Annotated in this window: 13 protein-coding genes; 7 read left to right on the forward strand and 6 right to left on the reverse strand. The window is 64.7% G+C overall.

Features of this window, described 5'->3' with window-relative positions; translation table 11 throughout:
* Positions 1-147: 147 nt before the first annotated feature.
* The 3 genes from OXT71_22775 to OXT71_22785 are packed head-to-tail and all read right to left on the reverse strand — an operon-like array spanning position 148 to position 2,677.
* The gene (locus OXT71_22775) at positions 148-1,173 is read right to left on the reverse strand and encodes a peptidyl-alpha-hydroxyglycine alpha-amidating lyase family protein (protein MDE2929223.1); all 1,026 of its coding nucleotides are present in this window, start codon (positions 1,171-1,173) and stop codon (positions 148-150) included.
* Between the two features lie 26 nt (positions 1,174-1,199).
* Positions 1,200-1,946, reverse strand: a complete 747-nt coding sequence (locus OXT71_22780; protein MDE2929224.1) for a DUF1080 domain-containing protein — start codon at positions 1,944-1,946, stop codon at positions 1,200-1,202.
* Complete coding sequence (locus OXT71_22785) at positions 1,943-2,677, reverse strand: RraA family protein (GenBank protein ID MDE2929225.1); 735 nt, start codon at positions 2,675-2,677, stop codon at positions 1,943-1,945. The genes OXT71_22780 and OXT71_22785 overlap by 4 nt, the downstream gene beginning before the upstream one ends.
* A gap of 186 nt (positions 2,678-2,863) precedes the next feature.
* Between OXT71_22785 and OXT71_22790 the strand changes: the two genes are divergently transcribed.
* From OXT71_22790 to OXT71_22800, 3 genes are all read left to right on the forward strand, one after another.
* Positions 2,864-3,610, forward strand: a complete 747-nt coding sequence (locus tag OXT71_22790; protein ID MDE2929226.1) for a glucosamine-6-phosphate deaminase — start codon at positions 2,864-2,866, stop codon at positions 3,608-3,610.
* 176 nt (positions 3,611-3,786) lie between these two features.
* Positions 3,787-4,353, forward strand: a complete 567-nt coding sequence (locus OXT71_22795; GenBank protein ID MDE2929227.1) for a hypothetical protein — start codon at positions 3,787-3,789, stop codon at positions 4,351-4,353.
* 100 nt (positions 4,354-4,453) lie between these two features.
* Positions 4,454-4,672, forward strand: coding sequence for a hypothetical protein (locus tag OXT71_22800; GenBank protein MDE2929228.1), 219 nt, complete (start codon positions 4,454-4,456; stop codon positions 4,670-4,672).
* Positions 4,673-4,782: 110 nt separating this feature from the next.
* Here OXT71_22800 and OXT71_22805 read toward each other — a convergent pair whose 3' ends face one another.
* The 3 genes from OXT71_22805 to OXT71_22815 all read right to left on the reverse strand — a co-directional run bounded on the left by OXT71_22805 (position 4,783) and on the right by OXT71_22815 (position 9,972).
* Positions 4,783-5,886, reverse strand: coding sequence for a sialidase family protein (locus OXT71_22805; protein MDE2929229.1), 1,104 nt, complete (start codon positions 5,884-5,886; stop codon positions 4,783-4,785).
* Between the two features lie 35 nt (positions 5,887-5,921).
* Positions 5,922-8,801: a DUF3604 domain-containing protein gene (locus OXT71_22810; GenBank protein MDE2929230.1), complete on the reverse strand. Its 2,880-nt coding sequence runs from the start codon at positions 8,799-8,801 to the stop codon at positions 5,922-5,924.
* A 94-nt stretch (positions 8,802-8,895) separates the two neighbouring features.
* Positions 8,896-9,972, reverse strand: a complete 1,077-nt coding sequence (locus tag OXT71_22815) for a Gfo/Idh/MocA family oxidoreductase (protein MDE2929231.1) — start codon at positions 9,970-9,972, stop codon at positions 8,896-8,898.
* 167 nt (positions 9,973-10,139) lie between these two features.
* On the opposite strand from OXT71_22815, the gene OXT71_22820 reads away from it, so the two are divergent.
* From OXT71_22820 to OXT71_22835, 4 genes are all read left to right on the forward strand, one after another.
* The gene (locus OXT71_22820; GenBank protein MDE2929232.1) at positions 10,140-11,129 is read left to right on the forward strand and encodes an aldo/keto reductase; all 990 of its coding nucleotides are present in this window, start codon (positions 10,140-10,142) and stop codon (positions 11,127-11,129) included.
* Between the two features lie 62 nt (positions 11,130-11,191).
* Positions 11,192-12,187, forward strand: coding sequence for a DUF523 and DUF1722 domain-containing protein (locus OXT71_22825; GenBank protein ID MDE2929233.1), 996 nt, complete (start codon positions 11,192-11,194; stop codon positions 12,185-12,187).
* Between the two features lie 98 nt (positions 12,188-12,285).
* Entirely contained in the window at positions 12,286-13,272 is a 987-nt protein-coding gene (locus OXT71_22830) for a Gfo/Idh/MocA family oxidoreductase (GenBank protein MDE2929234.1), read from the forward strand.
* 17 nt (positions 13,273-13,289) lie between these two features.
* A complete protein-coding gene (locus tag OXT71_22835; protein MDE2929235.1) occupies positions 13,290-14,327 on the forward strand; it encodes an amidohydrolase family protein in 1,038 nt (345 codons plus the stop codon).
* Positions 14,328-14,337: the final 10 nt, after the last annotated feature.

Here is a 14,337-nt window from a genome sequence, read left to right on the forward strand (position 1 = left end):
GAGCGGCGACATTCCTGTCGCCGACCAGGGGGCAGGGGGGACGGAGTCCACCGTACAATTGCCAACGGCCAAATCACGCAGCGACGCAGGTAAAGAAGGAGGGACTGACAGTCTCCCCTCCAGTGGGCGACAAGAAAGTCGCCTCTCCTAATTCAGACGCACCATCCGCTGAACCCGCTGGCCCTGGATGTCGCACAGGTAGACGTCGCCCCGGGAATCGACGGCGACGGCATGGACCCAGTTCAACGAACCCGGCTCCGGATCCGATTCTCCAATCGTACCCAGGGGAAAGGTCCAGTGCTCCAGGACCCGTCCTTCCGTGTTGAGCTTCATGAGGAGCTGGTCCTTGGGAGGCGCCCCCAGCCGGCCGCCGCTCCCCCAGCGCATGGGGGAGGACCCGCAGACGTAGATCTCGTCGGTTTCGGTGACCCAGATCCCCCAGGGCACCATGAGATTCCGCCACTCGGCCAGAAACCGGCCGCTCTGATCGAAGACCTGGACCCGGGCGTTGCTGCGGTCCGCAACATAGAGGCGGCCCTTGGAGTCGACGACGATGCCGTGGGGCGTGTCGAAATCTCCCGGGGCGGTTCCCAGCTTGCCCCAGGTTTTGACGAAACGTCCTTCGGCGTCGAAGTGAACGACCCGGCTGTTGCCGTACCCGTCGGTGACGAAAATGTCGCCGGCGGGGGTGATGGCCATATCGGTGGGGCGGTTGAAATGGCGGTCGTCCTCGCCCGGCTCGCCGGGAGTCCCCAGCGTCATGAGCCGCTCACCCTCGGGCGAGTACTTGTAGACCGTGTGGGCTCCCGAATCCGTGAGCCAGACGTTGCCCTCCGGACCGATTTTCATATGGTGGCCGCTCTTGAAGCTCGCGTTGTCCCACGACCGAACCAGAGATCCGTCCCGGTGGAAAACCTGGACCGGAGTCTTGCCCCGATGGAAGATCCAGACCTGGTCCCGGGCGTCGACGGCCAGACCGGGCATCTGTCCCCACTCCAGACCGGCCGGTTTGCGAGGCCATTCCGGGTCGACCTGGTATCCGACGGCCAGGTTGACCTTGTCCGGAGCCGCGGCGCTCCCGGAGATGGTTCCACCGGGCCCGGTCAGAAACCAGGCAAGGCCCAAAATGCTCCCCAGGGCGATGGCCTGCACCATGAGATATCTTCTGTTCATACTCTTCCCCTCCCGGCCTCTCCCGGTCACAGTCTCTTGAGACGAATGTCCTTAAACTCTACGTGAATGCCCGGATCGTGCAACTGCAAGGCGATGCCTCCCTCCTCCAGACGCCCGGATTCGGCGTTGTCGGTGAACTCGGACGAGAGCTTGCCGTTGATGAAAAACCGGCCGTGGTTGCCCCGGGCGATGATGTGGACCCGGTTCCATTCGGGGCGGCGATTCACATCATCCACTGTCAGGGGATCTTCGATGCGGGTCAGCCGGGGCGTCTCGTCGGCACCGATGACCAGCCGGGTCCCGCGCGGATTGGCGGGCTCGGGGCGGGAACCGAAATGGAAGTCCCAGGAGCCCAAAATGTTCTCGCCGATGCCCACGTGCCCCAAGTCGGCGTGATAGCTCTCGAAATAGCGCTTCCCGGTCGCGTCGACCCGGGACCGAATGTCGATGCCGGTGTTGGCCTCGGTCAGCAGCCGATAGCTCAACTTGAGCTCGAAGTCGCGCAGGTCCCGGTCCTTCCAAAGCAGGTAAGAGGTCCGTCCCCGGCACTTGCCGATCAGGCGCCCCTCTTGGACGGACCAGTCTTGGAGCGTCCCTCCACCGGTAGCCTGCCACCCCTCGAGACTGACACCGTCGAAGATGGACACGAACCCCTTGTCTTCGTCCGAAGCTGAACCGCCGCATTTCAACAGCAGAACGCTTGTCAGGAGCGCCAGGCTCGAGAGCCGATGGAGCCTGACCCATTCGCTGCTTCGGCCCGGTCTCGGCATCATTTGCCGCCGTCTTCCTGTTTCTTTCCGTAGGCGTGGCGGTTGAAGATTGCCCGGATCTCGGCGGCGCTGCCCGCCGCCTGCAACTGGGCCATACGCGCCTCCTCTTCTTCCTGCAGAGCCCGCACGTTATTCAGCACCGGCTCGAGCTTATCGGCCGGGAACTTGACGGCGCCGTTCTCGTCCATGTGGATAATCTCGCCGGGAGACACGTCCATGCCCGCCACCGACACCGGGACGTTGACGGCGTGGAGGGCTTGGGGGCCGTGGCCGGGAGTGGCGCCACTAAGCATGTATTGAAACTCCATGGGCCGGATCTCGTCCAAGTCACGGGACGGACCGTTGGAGATGGCCCCCACGCAGCCGATGGCCTTGAGAGCGGAGGTCATGTTGCCTCCCGACAGACCGACCTTGCCGGCGATCTCAGGCGGGAAATTCTGCTGGAATACAAGGATCGTTGGCTGCTCGGACGCTTCCATAGCCTCCAGCACATCGATGAAGGTCAGGTGATTGTAGGTGGGATCGGGGAGCCCATAGATGCAGGTGATGGCGTAACCGACGGTCCGGCCCAGTTCGGGGTACATGCAACGGATCGACTGGTCGGTGTACCAGTTCGTGGTCCAGGGATTGTAGAGCCCCAGGCACAGGGGGTGGTCGGGGTAAGTGGCCACGACGTTGGTGATGGAGGGGGTGTCGAAGTTCTTGAGTTCTTCCAACATTTCAGATCGGTCCATGTTCTGTTCCTTTCCCGTCAGGCCCGGAATCGAGTTCGCGGCCGGCACCGGCGGCCGGCCCATATCATCACAGAAGTACCAGGTGGTTGGAAGTGTCGGGGGCGCTCGCGCGTTGTAAACTGGGCGGGAGTACTCCGGTGCAGGCCCGGGACAGCAACCGGTGCCGGCCGAGGCGAGGAGAATGCCATGGAGATCGTTCGAGAGAGAGACAAGGCCGCCACCAGCCGGGCCGCCGCCGCCAGGGCCTCATCCAAGCTGCGGGAGGCCATCGGCCGCCGGGGCGCCGCCCGATTCTGCGTGGCTACGGGCAGTTCACAATTCGATTTCCTGCAGGCCCTGACCTCGGACCGATCCATCGACTGGTCCCGGACCACGATGTTTCACTTGGACGAGTACACCGGGATCTCCGAAAACCACGCCGCCAGCTTCCGGCGTTATCTCCGGCAACGCCTGGTGGATCGCGTGCAACCGGGAGAGGTGCACTTCATCCGGGGCGAAGCGCCCGACCCTCAGGCCGAATGCCGCCGGATTTCGGACCTCATCCGGCAGGGCCCCATCGACGTGGCCTTTATCGGCATTGGAGAAAACGGCCACCTGGCCTTCAACGACCCGCCGGCCGATTTCGATACCGAGGAGCCGTACATCCTGGTCACGCTGGACACCGCCTGCCGGCAGCAGCAGGTCTCCGAGGGGTGGTTCGCCAACATCGACAAGGTGCCGGCACAGGCGGTCTCCATGTCCATCCGTCAGATCATGAGCGCCGAGTCCATCGTCTGCACCGTTCCCGGCATCCGAAAGGCCGAGGCGGTCCGCAATTGCGTGGAAGGCGAAGTCACTCCGCTGCACCCCTCCTCCATCCTCCAGACCCACGCCGATTGCCACCTCTATCTGGACTTGGATTCCGCTTCCCTCCTGGGTCCTGCCTCCGGCTGAGAGTCTCAATCCGGGGCGAAGCTTCACGCCGGACCATCCGGTAGAATGGCTCCCAAGTCCGGACAATTTGGAGGTTCCGATTGGAAAAACGGGGAATCGGTTGCAGATTCCAGATTTCGCTCGTTATCAGGTATGCAGGCAAGATTTGACGGGAACCCCGTCGAGAGGAGGGGCGAATGCCGGAGCCGGCGGGCTCCGGCTGCGAATCGACAATCGGAGAAGTCCCGAAGCGCCGCCATTGCCGGATGGAAAAGGAATCGGTCAGGCACAGAGAGTCGATCTGGAGCGTTCCTTCATCATGGAGGGACGCCTACTTCAAATTGTTCGTTTCTCTGGTTATCGTGGCCACAGGTCTGGTCGCATGGCACGAGGTGGCCGATGGGGCGACAGGCGGCGGCGTGGAGACATTTCTGGCCATCGCCCGGGGTCTGTCGCCCGTGGTCGTCGTGGTCGTCGCCTGGAGCGTGGTTTCCGTGGAGGTGGGACGAATGTTCTCGGAATGGTATCTGAATCGACGTTACGCCAAGGGACTGGCTGAGGGACGCGCCGAGGGACGCGCCGAGGGGCGCGCCGAGGGGCGCGCCGAGGGACGCGCCGAGGGGCGCGCCGAGGGACGAGCCAGGGAGCGTGAGCGCTGGGAATCCTGGAACCGCGCGCGCGTGGCCGCCGAGGAACAGGGTACAAAGTACATCGAGCCACCGCCGACAGCCGCTGACGGTCACCAGACCGACGGTGAGGCGTGAAGGATTCGTCGGATCTTAGACACACTCCGAGACTGGGCAGAGGAGTATAGGCTGCCAGCAGCATCCAGTCATTCGCTTGGGATTCCTTGAGGTCGGAAGAATGTTTTCGGAGTGGTATCTCAATCGACGTTATGCCAAGGGGCTCGCCAAGGGACTGGTTGAGGGACGCGCCGAGGGACGTGCCGAGGGACGTGCGAGAGAGCGCAAGCGCTGGGAATCCTGGAACCGAGCACGAGTGGCCGCCGAGGAACAAGGGAAACAGTTTACCGAGCCGCCTCCCACAGCCGTTGACGACCGCCAGCCCGTTGAGTACGCCTGAAACCGGAATACGGAGGACGAACCACCGAGAAGCCGGTTACTCCGGGTCCTACAAGTCGCAAGCGCTGTTGTGGATTCACTCCAGCGGATGGCAACTGAGATCTGCGCGCGTCACGAGACCCTGAGCCGGACCCACCGGTTGTGGGTGACCGAATCGACGGTGCACCAGAAATAGACCAGCAGATCTCCGTCGGGGAGCAGGATTCCCCAGGGCCTGCCGAAGGCGATCTTCTGGTGGGCGTCGATGAATTCGTCCACCGCCTGCGCGGTCATGGTCTCCTCGCCGGCCCGGAACACCACCGCCTGGTTCTCGACATCGTAGTTCTCCAGGTCCTCGGTGATGGCGACGTGGACCCCCTGGGGTTCGCGCCGAAAGTTGTAGATGGCCGCGACCCGCCCGTCGGGAAGCGCGATGGGGGCGCAGAGCTGACCTTGGAGGTTGGTGGGGCGGGGTTCGCTCCAGGTCCGGCCCGAGTCCTCCGAAACGACCCAGTGGTCGTTCACGTCCTCCCCCTGCCCGACGCCCCAGGTCCGGGTCCAGAGGGTGGTGTAGATCCGTCCATCCGGCAACACGGCCTGCATCTGGTCGGCGTAGTGGAGGCGTTCCTCCGGGTCGTCGGCCATTACAGACCACTCGTCCCAGGTCCGGCCCTGATCTGAAGAGAAGACGGCCCCCGCCTTCTGGTCCACCGGCCCCTCGTAGCCGTCCGGCTTCCAGGTCTCCAACGGGTACATCCAGCGGTCGGCCGCCAGAATCAGGAGCTGGCCCGAGAGGCTGCTCACATATCGCTCGGGAGGCAGCGGGTTGGGCACCACCTCGGGCCCCGACCAGGACCGGCCCTGATCTGAAGAGCGGAAAAGGACCATCTGAGTCGGTTTCAATCCCTCGGTGGCCGGATTGTACATCTCGTCGTTGTCCAGGAGATAACGGGCGGCCGCCATCACCAGGCTGCCGTCCTCCAGAGGTGCCAGCATCGGGGCCCGGTAGCACCATCCGTCCGCCGGGAGACCGCCGTGAATGCTCCCTTCATTGGCCCAGTTGCGTCCCCCGTCCGTGGAGCGCAACACCTCGATGTGGTTGTCCGGGCAACACAAGCCGCTCCCGACGTGCTGCGCCGCCAGCAGGAGCCCGTCCCGGAGGGCTCGGACACAGGGAAAGTATGCGCCGCGGCCCGGAACGTGAGAGAGAATTCCACGGTCCACGATTTCCAGCATGGGAGATTCCTCGGAAGTCGGTCGCGCGGAAGAGGCTACCTCTCGTAAGTCACCCAGGCCGGAGAGCCCCAGGCGATCTCGCCGTCCTCCTGCAGGACGCGAACATAGTAATAGCTCTCGCCCGAATCGGCCGCGTCGCCGTCAGTGAAGTCCAGGCGGAACGTGGGCCGGCCGGGTTCCGCCGAGTAGAGGACCCGGTTGTTCTTGATCAGATCCACTCGCTTGATGGTCCCGGTCCCCAGGATGGTCGCGTGGATTCTCACCGGCTGAGTGCTGGTGAAGATCCCACCCATGAGATGCTCCCCGTCCGACCCCACGAATCGAACGTCCAGCACGATGTTGTCGGTGGCGGCGTAGGCCCTGCGGGCCCGTATGGCCTCCATCAGACCCTCCCGGGTCAGATTCTCCGCGATGAGGCAGGCGTAACTGATGTGGGTCGAGAGGTGATCCGAAGAGGCGATGAAACCCAGCTTGAGGCCCTTCTCCAAGGCGCTCCACGCGGTGCCGTCACGGCGGGACGGGGAGTCGTCTTCCTGGAGCGTCGGTGTCGCCTCCAGCGTCTTGGGCCGGGGGGAACCCGGATGCTCGTAGGTGTCGCGCATTCCCTGGTAGATCTCCAGCAGCGTCTCCACCTCGGGATCGCTGTCCCGCCAATCGGTCCCGGCCCCGGTGGCGATGGTGTGGGGGATGGAGGTGCCCCCGGCCCGGCGCAGGTAACCGAAGAGGCGCCCGGCGCCGTCCAGACCCATGCGTTCCGCCGTCAGCACTTCCAGAATGTTGTTTCCGCGTTGGGTGAAGAGGACGTTCCGGTGACCGTTGGGAAACTGGACCGAGCGCTCGTAGGCATAAAACGCCGTGAAGCTGCCGTCGAGCTGGAACAGATCGGCGAATTTCTGGGTCCGCCACCAGGCGTACGGTTCGGCAATTTCGTGGTTGTGGTCCGAGGTCCCGAGAAAGTCCATGGCCGCGGCGTCCAACGCGTACCGGTAGGCGTCCAGCAGACCCCCGTCGCCGCCGCCGTCCAGGGAGATGTCGGTGTGCCGGTGCGTGTCGCCCCGGTAAATGAAGTAGGTCTTTCCTCCAGTCTCCACCTTATAGGAGCGGATCCGGTCCACCTGCTCGGCCTCGTTGGGATGGACACGCTCCACCTCGCCCACGGCGGCCGGGGACCAGGCCTGCAGCGCCAGGTGTTTCCGGCCCGGGCTCGAACCCAGCGGGGAGACCATCACTCGTCCGTACTGCGGCAATCCCGACTTGGCGCTCCGCATGTCGGTGGCCCAGATGCCCCAGATGCGCCCGTCCGCGTCGAGCGCCGTGGCCGGCGACATATCGTTCCGCCCGCTGCTCTGCCGCACCCGGACCAGTTCACTCCATCGGGAGCCGTCATAGCGGGTGACGTGGATCTCCCACATGGGAAAGTACCGAGGCCTCCCGGCGGGGCCCCGCTTGGTGACGTTCCGAACCAGCAGCCAGGGATGCCCGTCCGAGTCGATCTGAAGATGCGGCAACTCCCATTCGCGGGCCGCATCCAGGCGTTCCCCCACGGGATGGGCCGTGGTGAGCAGTTGCTCGCCGTCCACACAGGCCAGGCCGAGCCAACGGGACTCCCTCAGCTCCGTCCCCCTGCGCTGGACCAACCGGCCCGTATCCTTGCCCCACTCGGGGCCCGACTCGTGCCACGCCACCCAGATCCGGTCCTGCCGGTCCACCGCGACCGTCGGCGCGGCCTCGAACCGCTCGGTCCCCGCCACCACCTGGACCGGCTGCCACTTGCCGGCGGAGAACCGTCTCAGGTAGACGTCGTAGTTCCCCGCTCCGTATCCGTCCCAGACCACGGCCACCGACCCGGACCGGCCGGCGGCGACCGAGGGGTTCCAGTTGTTCCCTTCGGCGGATTCGCCCGCGCTGAGTTGGACCGTCTCGCTCCAGCCGGACCCGTCGAAACTCCGCGCCACGATCTGGCTCCGTCCTTCGACGGCCTTCTGCCAGACCAACCAGAGGTTCCCCGACTTGTCGGTGACGGCCCGGTGATAAATGTCGGGACCCGGCTCCCGGGTCAAACGGTGAAGACCGGACCAGCCCTCGCCGTCGTGGCGGCGGGCGTAGAGATCCCAGTTTCCCTCCACCTGCATGGACCAGATGGCCCAGACCCCGCCGTCCGAGTCATGAGCCAGAGCAGTCCGAAACACGTCCGCTTCGCGGGCCAGGACCCAGACCGGTCCCCAGGCGTCTCCCTGCTTGCGGCGGACACAGATCGAGTCGTCGTAACGCTCTTCGTACTCCTGCCAAGCGGCCCAGAGGTCTCCCGAAGGCGTGGCCATGAGGGCGGGATAGTCCTGCTGTCCGACCCGTTCCCGGGCGACCTGGGCCGCCGGCGGCACCCGTTCCACCCGGACTCGATCTGCCAGCCGGGACTTGGGCTGAAACATCGGCAGCTCCGCCGGTCCGACGGAGAAGTCCTGTCCTCCGGCGCGGACCTGGAACGGCGCCTCGCCCGGATTGTCCCAGAGCCGAACAAAGAGGCTGGGGTGCCGGATCCGGGCCCGGTCCTTGTAGCGAATCCAGTCAAAAGTCGTGTGCGCCAGCCAGCTGTCGGGCCCGGTGAGCCGGTCGTTGGGGATCTTGGGGTCGACGATGGTGCGCCAGCCGGCGCCGAAGTCGTGGCGGTAGACGCCCGCGCGAAAATGCTCGGGCACGAGTTCCGCCTTCTGGCCCGGTTGGAGGCGGAGATTCCCCGACCAGTCCCGGGGTTTCGAATCGGTGAGGCCCAGAGTGATCCGAAACACCGAGTCGGGAAATTGGATGTCGGAGGCCGGCACCGACTCGACCTTGGAGTCCACAGCCGATTCCCGGGAACCGCATCCCGGCAGTCCCAAGATCAATGCCAGCACAACCGCGGCGCCCTGCTTGTTCATGAGTCTGCTTTTCCCAGCTTCTCGGGACTCTGTTCCTGCTCGTTCACGATGAGCGTATCTCGTGGAACAAGATTCGCCCCAGGTCTGGAGATTGTCAATCGGGCGCCACCTGGATCCGGCGTCCGGTTTCGCTGGATTCGTAGGCCGCTTCCACGATGCGCGCCACCTGCAGGGCGTCGTCTCCCGAGGCCGGAACAGTCCCCTCTCCCCACGTCGCCTTCAGAAAATCCTGGACGAAACGCTCTCCAGAGACGCCTCCATAGGCCGGAGAAGATGCCGGGGTGTATTCGAACTCCCGCCACGGGGCGTCGGACCAGTCGGGATGGTCCGTCTCCACCTTGAGCCGCTCGGGGGATCCGGCGGAGGAAAAATACAACCGTCCCCGACGTCCGTTGACTCCCACGTAGGTGTCGTAACCCCCGACGTTGTGGTAGCCCCCGCCGCTCAGGGCCATGACGAATCCGACGTGGAGCGTGCCCACGGTCCCGGAGGCAAGACGGAAGGAGAGCACGGCCACGTCTTCCACGTCGATGTCCTCGCCGCTCCGGGTGGCGACCTCGGCCGACACCGAAACGATCTCCTCGCCGGTGATGAACCGGATCTTGTCGACGTAGTGGCAGCCCAGCCAGGAGAGCATGCCTCCCCCCGAGATCCGTTTCTTGAAGAGCCAGTAGCCGGGATCACGGAAGCGCACCTGGGTGGTGAGCATCCGGAGTTCCACCGACATGAGCGTTCCCAGCAGGCCTTGACTGATGATGTCGCGGACTTGCCGGACCAGGGGATTGTAACGCCGCCCGTAGAAGACCCCCAGTTTCCGGCCGTGGTCCCGCGCCGACTGGACGACCCGGCCGATCTCCTCGACGGTGGCTCCGATGGGCTTCTCGGCCACGACGTGATGCCCCGCCTCCAGCGCCTGGATGCAGACGCCCGGGCTCCGGTCGGTGCGCGGGCTGGCCACGGCCAGGTGCGCCCCCCCTGCCAGGATCGACGCCAGATCCGTCGAAACCCGATCCACTTTCGGGCTCCCCGCTTCCTCGACGTCCGGAATGAACTTCTCGTCTTCGGCCCAGACCTGGACCCGGGCCACTTCGGGAAGCTGATCCAGGGTTCTCAGATGAGCGATCGAATGGGGATTGTCCAGACCCAGCAAGACCGCGTTGACCGTTTGCATTTGTATACTCCTTCCGAACCCGCCGTGCCGCCGCCAATGTCAAGGAAAGGTCAAGACTACCATGCAGGGAAACTGGTAAGCTTGACAGCCGTCCGAGGGCTGCCGGGGCATTCCCGGGAATCTCCGGAACCGCCGCATTCAACATCATCGTCGAGAGGAGAGTCCGCATGAAGCTGAGACCGTTGGGTAAAACGGGACTCATGATGAGTCCCATCGGATTGGGTTGCGCCACCTTCGGGCGGGAGATCGACGAGGAGACCTCCTGGAGGGTGTTGGACTATGCCGTGGAGAAGGGCATCACCTTCCTGGATACGGCCGAAGCCTACGGAGGGGGCAACTCCCAGCAGTACCGCATCAAGGAGTACGGGGTGAAGGACAGGCGCGAGGTCACCGTGGAGATGAACTCCTCGGAGAACATCATCGGCCGCTGGATGGAGGCGCGGGGATGCCGCGACGAGGTCACCCTCTGCACCAAGGTGAGTACCGGAGCCGGTCCGGAAAATATCCGCAAGGCTCTGGCGGCGAGCCTGGAGCGGCTCCGGACCGACTCGGTCGACGCCTACAAGATCCACTCCCCCGATCCCAACGTCCCCGTCGGGGAGAGTCTGGACGCCCTCAACCAGGAAGCGGACGCGGGACGCATCGTGGCGTTGGGTTGCAGCAATTTCACTGCGGACATGCTGCGCGAGTCCCTGGAGATCAGCCGCCGGCGGGGATATCGCTGTTTCGAGATCACCCAGCCGCCGTACAACCTGGCGTTACGGGAGTACGAGACCGACCTCTTCCCTCTTTGCAGACGCGAACAGATCGCCGTCACCACCTACAGTCCTCTGGGCGCCGGCTTTTTCGCGGGAAAGTACACGGCCGGAATGGACGAGCTGCCCTCCGGAACCCGCTTTGACATCGTTCCGGGACACGGAGACATCTACTTCCACGACCGGTTCTTCAAGATCGTGGAACAGTTGCGTGCCAAGTCCGAGGAGACGGGGATCCCCATGGTGCGCCTGGCCATGGCCTGGGCCATGAGCAACCCGGACGTGACAGCCGTGCTGGCGGGGGCGCGCAAATTCGACCACATCGACAACGCCCTGGAATCCTTCCGGATGAACCTGGGTCCCGAATTGAAGGCCGAAATGTCCTCGTGGGGGGAAATCTGATCCGTTGAGGCGCCTACCGCGAGCCGGCGTGACCGGAAAGCCTGGCCGGGAGTACGCGACCATTGAAGTCCGATAGCCGGACCCCGACGCCCGTCGTGGTTCTGAGCCGTTGCCTCGGCGTGGAAGCCTGCCGCTACAACGGCAAGATGATCCGGGAAGACTTCATCCACCAGCTCTCTTCATACGTCAGATTCCGGCCGGTTTGCCCCGAACTTGAGATCGGCCTGGGGGTGCCTCGGGACCCGATTCAGATCATCGCCGGCGACGGCGGCCGGACCCTGGTCCAGCCGGCGACCGGACGCGACCTGACCCGGTCCATGACCACCTTCAGTCAGGCGTTTTTGAAAGGGTTGAACGACGTGGATGGCTTCATCCTCAAGAGCCGGTCTCCCAGTTGCGGAATCCGGGACACCAAGATCCACGACGCCGACCAGGTGACGGTGCTGGAACGGGACGCCGGGGTCTTTGCCGCGGCCGTTCTGGAGCACTTTCCCGACGCTGCCGTCGAGGACGAGAAGCGCCTCCGGAATCGAATCCGGCGGGAACATTTCCTGACCCGCCTCTTTGCGCTGGCACGGCTGCGCCGGGTCGTCCGGCGACCGACCCGGAAAGCCTTGAGCCGGTTCCATGCGGCGAATCGCCTGATGCTCATGGCCTACAACCGCACGGAGCTGGATCAACTGGACCGGTTGTTGGCGGACAACGGAGAGCCGGACGCGGCCGTCCTGGCCAGGGAATACAAGAGGCGGTTGTCGAACGCGCTGTCCCGCAGTCCCCGCTACACCTCGCTCATCGGCGTCCTGATCTACGCCCTGGGGCCGATTTCCAAGCAGTTGACCGACCGGGACAAGGCTCGCTTTCTGGATCGGCTGGAGCGGTTCCGGAACGGGAAGATTCCCGCCAGCGGACCGGTGGGCCTGCTGGGGTCGTGGGTCATGCGCCATGGCACGAGAGACCTGAGGAATCAGACCTTGTTCAACCCTTACCCCATGGAGTTGAACGACATCGCCGGCCCGGCCTCGAAGAAACCCCGGCAACGGTCTCTCTATGGCATTTGATCCGGCCGCCTCCGGTGTATCGGTGAGACCGTGCGGGAGGGCCCACTTTCCGGCTTGCAATTGCCCCTCTTCCGTAGGAATCTGGCACGGTTAGCGTGATGAAACGGGTTCTGGTGGTGGGGGCGGGATCCATCGGATTGCGGCACCTGCGGCTTCTGACCGAGGTCGAAGGTTTCGCCGTCGAGGTCTGCGACAGCCGGCCCGATGGGTTGTCCGAAGCCGCAGCCGCCATTCCCGGCGCCCGCCAATGGAGCGACTTCCGTGAGGCCGCCGCCTCCCGTCCCGACATGGTCTTCGTCTGCACTCCACCCGGCTCCCACGCCGCCCTGACCCGCATCGCCCTGGAATCGGGAGCCCATGTCTTCTGCGAGAAGCCGATCTCCGATTCCGCCGCTGGCGCCAGGAGCATGATCCGGGATCAGCAACGGACGGACCGGCTTCTGAACGTGGGGTTCGTCCAGAGGTTCATGCCGGAGATGCTGCGCGCCCGGAAACTCATCCGGGACGGCCGCGTTGGACGGGTCTGCTATGCCCGCTTCTCCGTCGCTACCCTGAATACGCTGCAGAACTCCCGCTCCCGGCACCAGCGCGACGTCTTCGGCTCGGCGGCCCTGGACTACGTCTACGGGTTCGACACCTTCTGGTGGCTCATGAGGGAACGGCCCGTCTCGGTGTACGCCCGGGGCATCCAGGTCGAGGGACTCCCCTTCACCAGCCGCCCCAACCTCCTCAGCGCCGTAATCGAATATGAATCCGAGCGGGTCGCCGAGTTGCACATCGACTACGTCGCCTACCCGGACCGCTGCACGTATACGTTCCAGGGAGAGCTGGGCTACGTTCGGGTGGATCTGAGCCGCAACATGGTGGAACACGGCGACCGGGAAACCGGACGGCGGTACGTGGAAAACCTCTCTGTGGACCGCGACGACGTAATGCGGGACCAGCGGGATCATTTTCTGGGCGCTGTGGAGGGACGGCACCCGGTGAGCAGTCCGCCCCGGGACGCCCTTCACGGAACGCTGGGAGTGGACGCTCTGATACGATCTCTAAGAACAGGGCGGCCCGAACCCCTGGAGACCGGCTGAAGGGCCGGGGAGTCGAAATGATCGACTGCGACATCCACAACCAGCTTCCCTCCCTGGAGACGCTGGTGCCCTACCTGGACGAGCACTGGCGGGCGTACATCCGCGAATCGGCGTTCGTGGGCCCCGACGTAAACGACTATCCCGAGGGAACAGGCCTTCCGGCGCGGCCGGGCACCACGCCCCCGTCAGGAGGGCCACCCGGGTCTGACCCCGAATTCCTCTGCTCCCAGACCCTGGATGCCTGGGACCTGGAGCTGGGCATACTGAACTGCAACTACTGGGTTCAGAGCGTCCACAACGAATATCTGGCGTCGGCGCTGGCCACCGCCATCAACACCTGGCAGGCGGAGCACTGGCTGACGGCGGACCCCCGCCTGCGCGCCTCCCTGGTGGTGCCGAGCCAGAACCCGGTCCTGGCCGCCCGGGAGATCGATCGCATGGGGCATCACCCCGGTTTCGTGCAGGTGATCGTGCCGGTTCGATCCTGGACTCCTTATGGAAACCGCCGCTTCGATCCACTCTACGAGGCGGCCCTCCGCCACGACCTGGTCGTCGGTATCCATTTCGGCGGTTCCTCCGGGAATCCGCCCACCCCCTGCGGGTGGCCCTCCACCTATCTGGAGGAGTACGCCGGCATGTCCCAGGTCTTCCAGTCGCAGGTCCTGAGCCTGATTGCCGATGGGACCTTCGACCGCTATCCCGGGCTGCGGGTGGCGCTGTTGGAGGCCGGCTTCACCTGGGTGCCCTCCCTCATGTGGCGGCTCGACAAGGAATGGAGGGGACTGCGCCGGGACATCCCCTGGGTCAAGCGTCCGCCGTCGGAATACATCCGGGAACACATCCGGCTGACCCTGCAGCCCGTGGACGCGCCCCCCCGGTCCCCGCAGCTGCTGGAGATCCTGGAGCAGATGGACGGACAGGACCTCCTGATGTTCTCGTCCGACTACCCACATTGCCACAATGACACCCTGGAGGAAGACCTTCCGGCCCAGCTTCCCGATTTACCATGGGACCGGATCGGATCTGAGAACGCCCGCGAGTTTTATCGTCTTTGAGGAGAAAACC

It is taken from the genome of Acidobacteriota bacterium, from assembly GCA_028874215.1.
Classification (GTDB): Bacteria; Acidobacteriota; UBA6911; order RPQK01; family JAJDTT01; genus JAJDTT01.

Excerpts from the sequence above, each read along its gene's own strand:
- OXT71_22800 (MDE2929228.1), top strand. The coding sequence starts at position 4,454 with ATGTTTTCGGAGTGGTATCTCAATCGACGTTATGCCAAGGGGCTCGCC.
- OXT71_22790 (MDE2929226.1), top strand. The coding sequence starts at position 2,864 with ATGGAGATCGTTCGAGAGAGAGACAAGGCCGCCACCAGCCGGGCCGCC.
- OXT71_22810 (MDE2929230.1), bottom strand. The coding sequence starts at position 8,801 with ATGAACAAGCAGGGCGCCGCGGTTGTGCTGGCATTGATCTTGGGACTG.
- OXT71_22780 (MDE2929224.1), bottom strand. The coding sequence starts at position 1,946 with ATGATGCCGAGACCGGGCCGAAGCAGCGAATGGGTCAGGCTCCATCGG.
- OXT71_22775 (MDE2929223.1), bottom strand. The coding sequence starts at position 1,173 with ATGAACAGAAGATATCTCATGGTGCAGGCCATCGCCCTGGGGAGCATT.
- OXT71_22830 (MDE2929234.1), top strand. The coding sequence starts at position 12,286 with ATGAAACGGGTTCTGGTGGTGGGGGCGGGATCCATCGGATTGCGGCAC.
- OXT71_22785 (MDE2929225.1), bottom strand. The coding sequence starts at position 2,677 with ATGGACCGATCTGAAATGTTGGAAGAACTCAAGAACTTCGACACCCCC.
- OXT71_22835 (MDE2929235.1), top strand. The coding sequence starts at position 13,290 with ATGATCGACTGCGACATCCACAACCAGCTTCCCTCCCTGGAGACGCTG.
- OXT71_22815 (MDE2929231.1), bottom strand. The coding sequence starts at position 9,972 with ATGCAAACGGTCAACGCGGTCTTGCTGGGTCTGGACAATCCCCATTCG.
- OXT71_22820 (MDE2929232.1), top strand. The coding sequence starts at position 10,140 with ATGAAGCTGAGACCGTTGGGTAAAACGGGACTCATGATGAGTCCCATC.
- OXT71_22795 (MDE2929227.1), top strand. The coding sequence starts at position 3,787 with ATGCCGGAGCCGGCGGGCTCCGGCTGCGAATCGACAATCGGAGAAGTC.
- OXT71_22805 (MDE2929229.1), bottom strand. The coding sequence starts at position 5,886 with ATGCTGGAAATCGTGGACCGTGGAATTCTCTCTCACGTTCCGGGCCGC.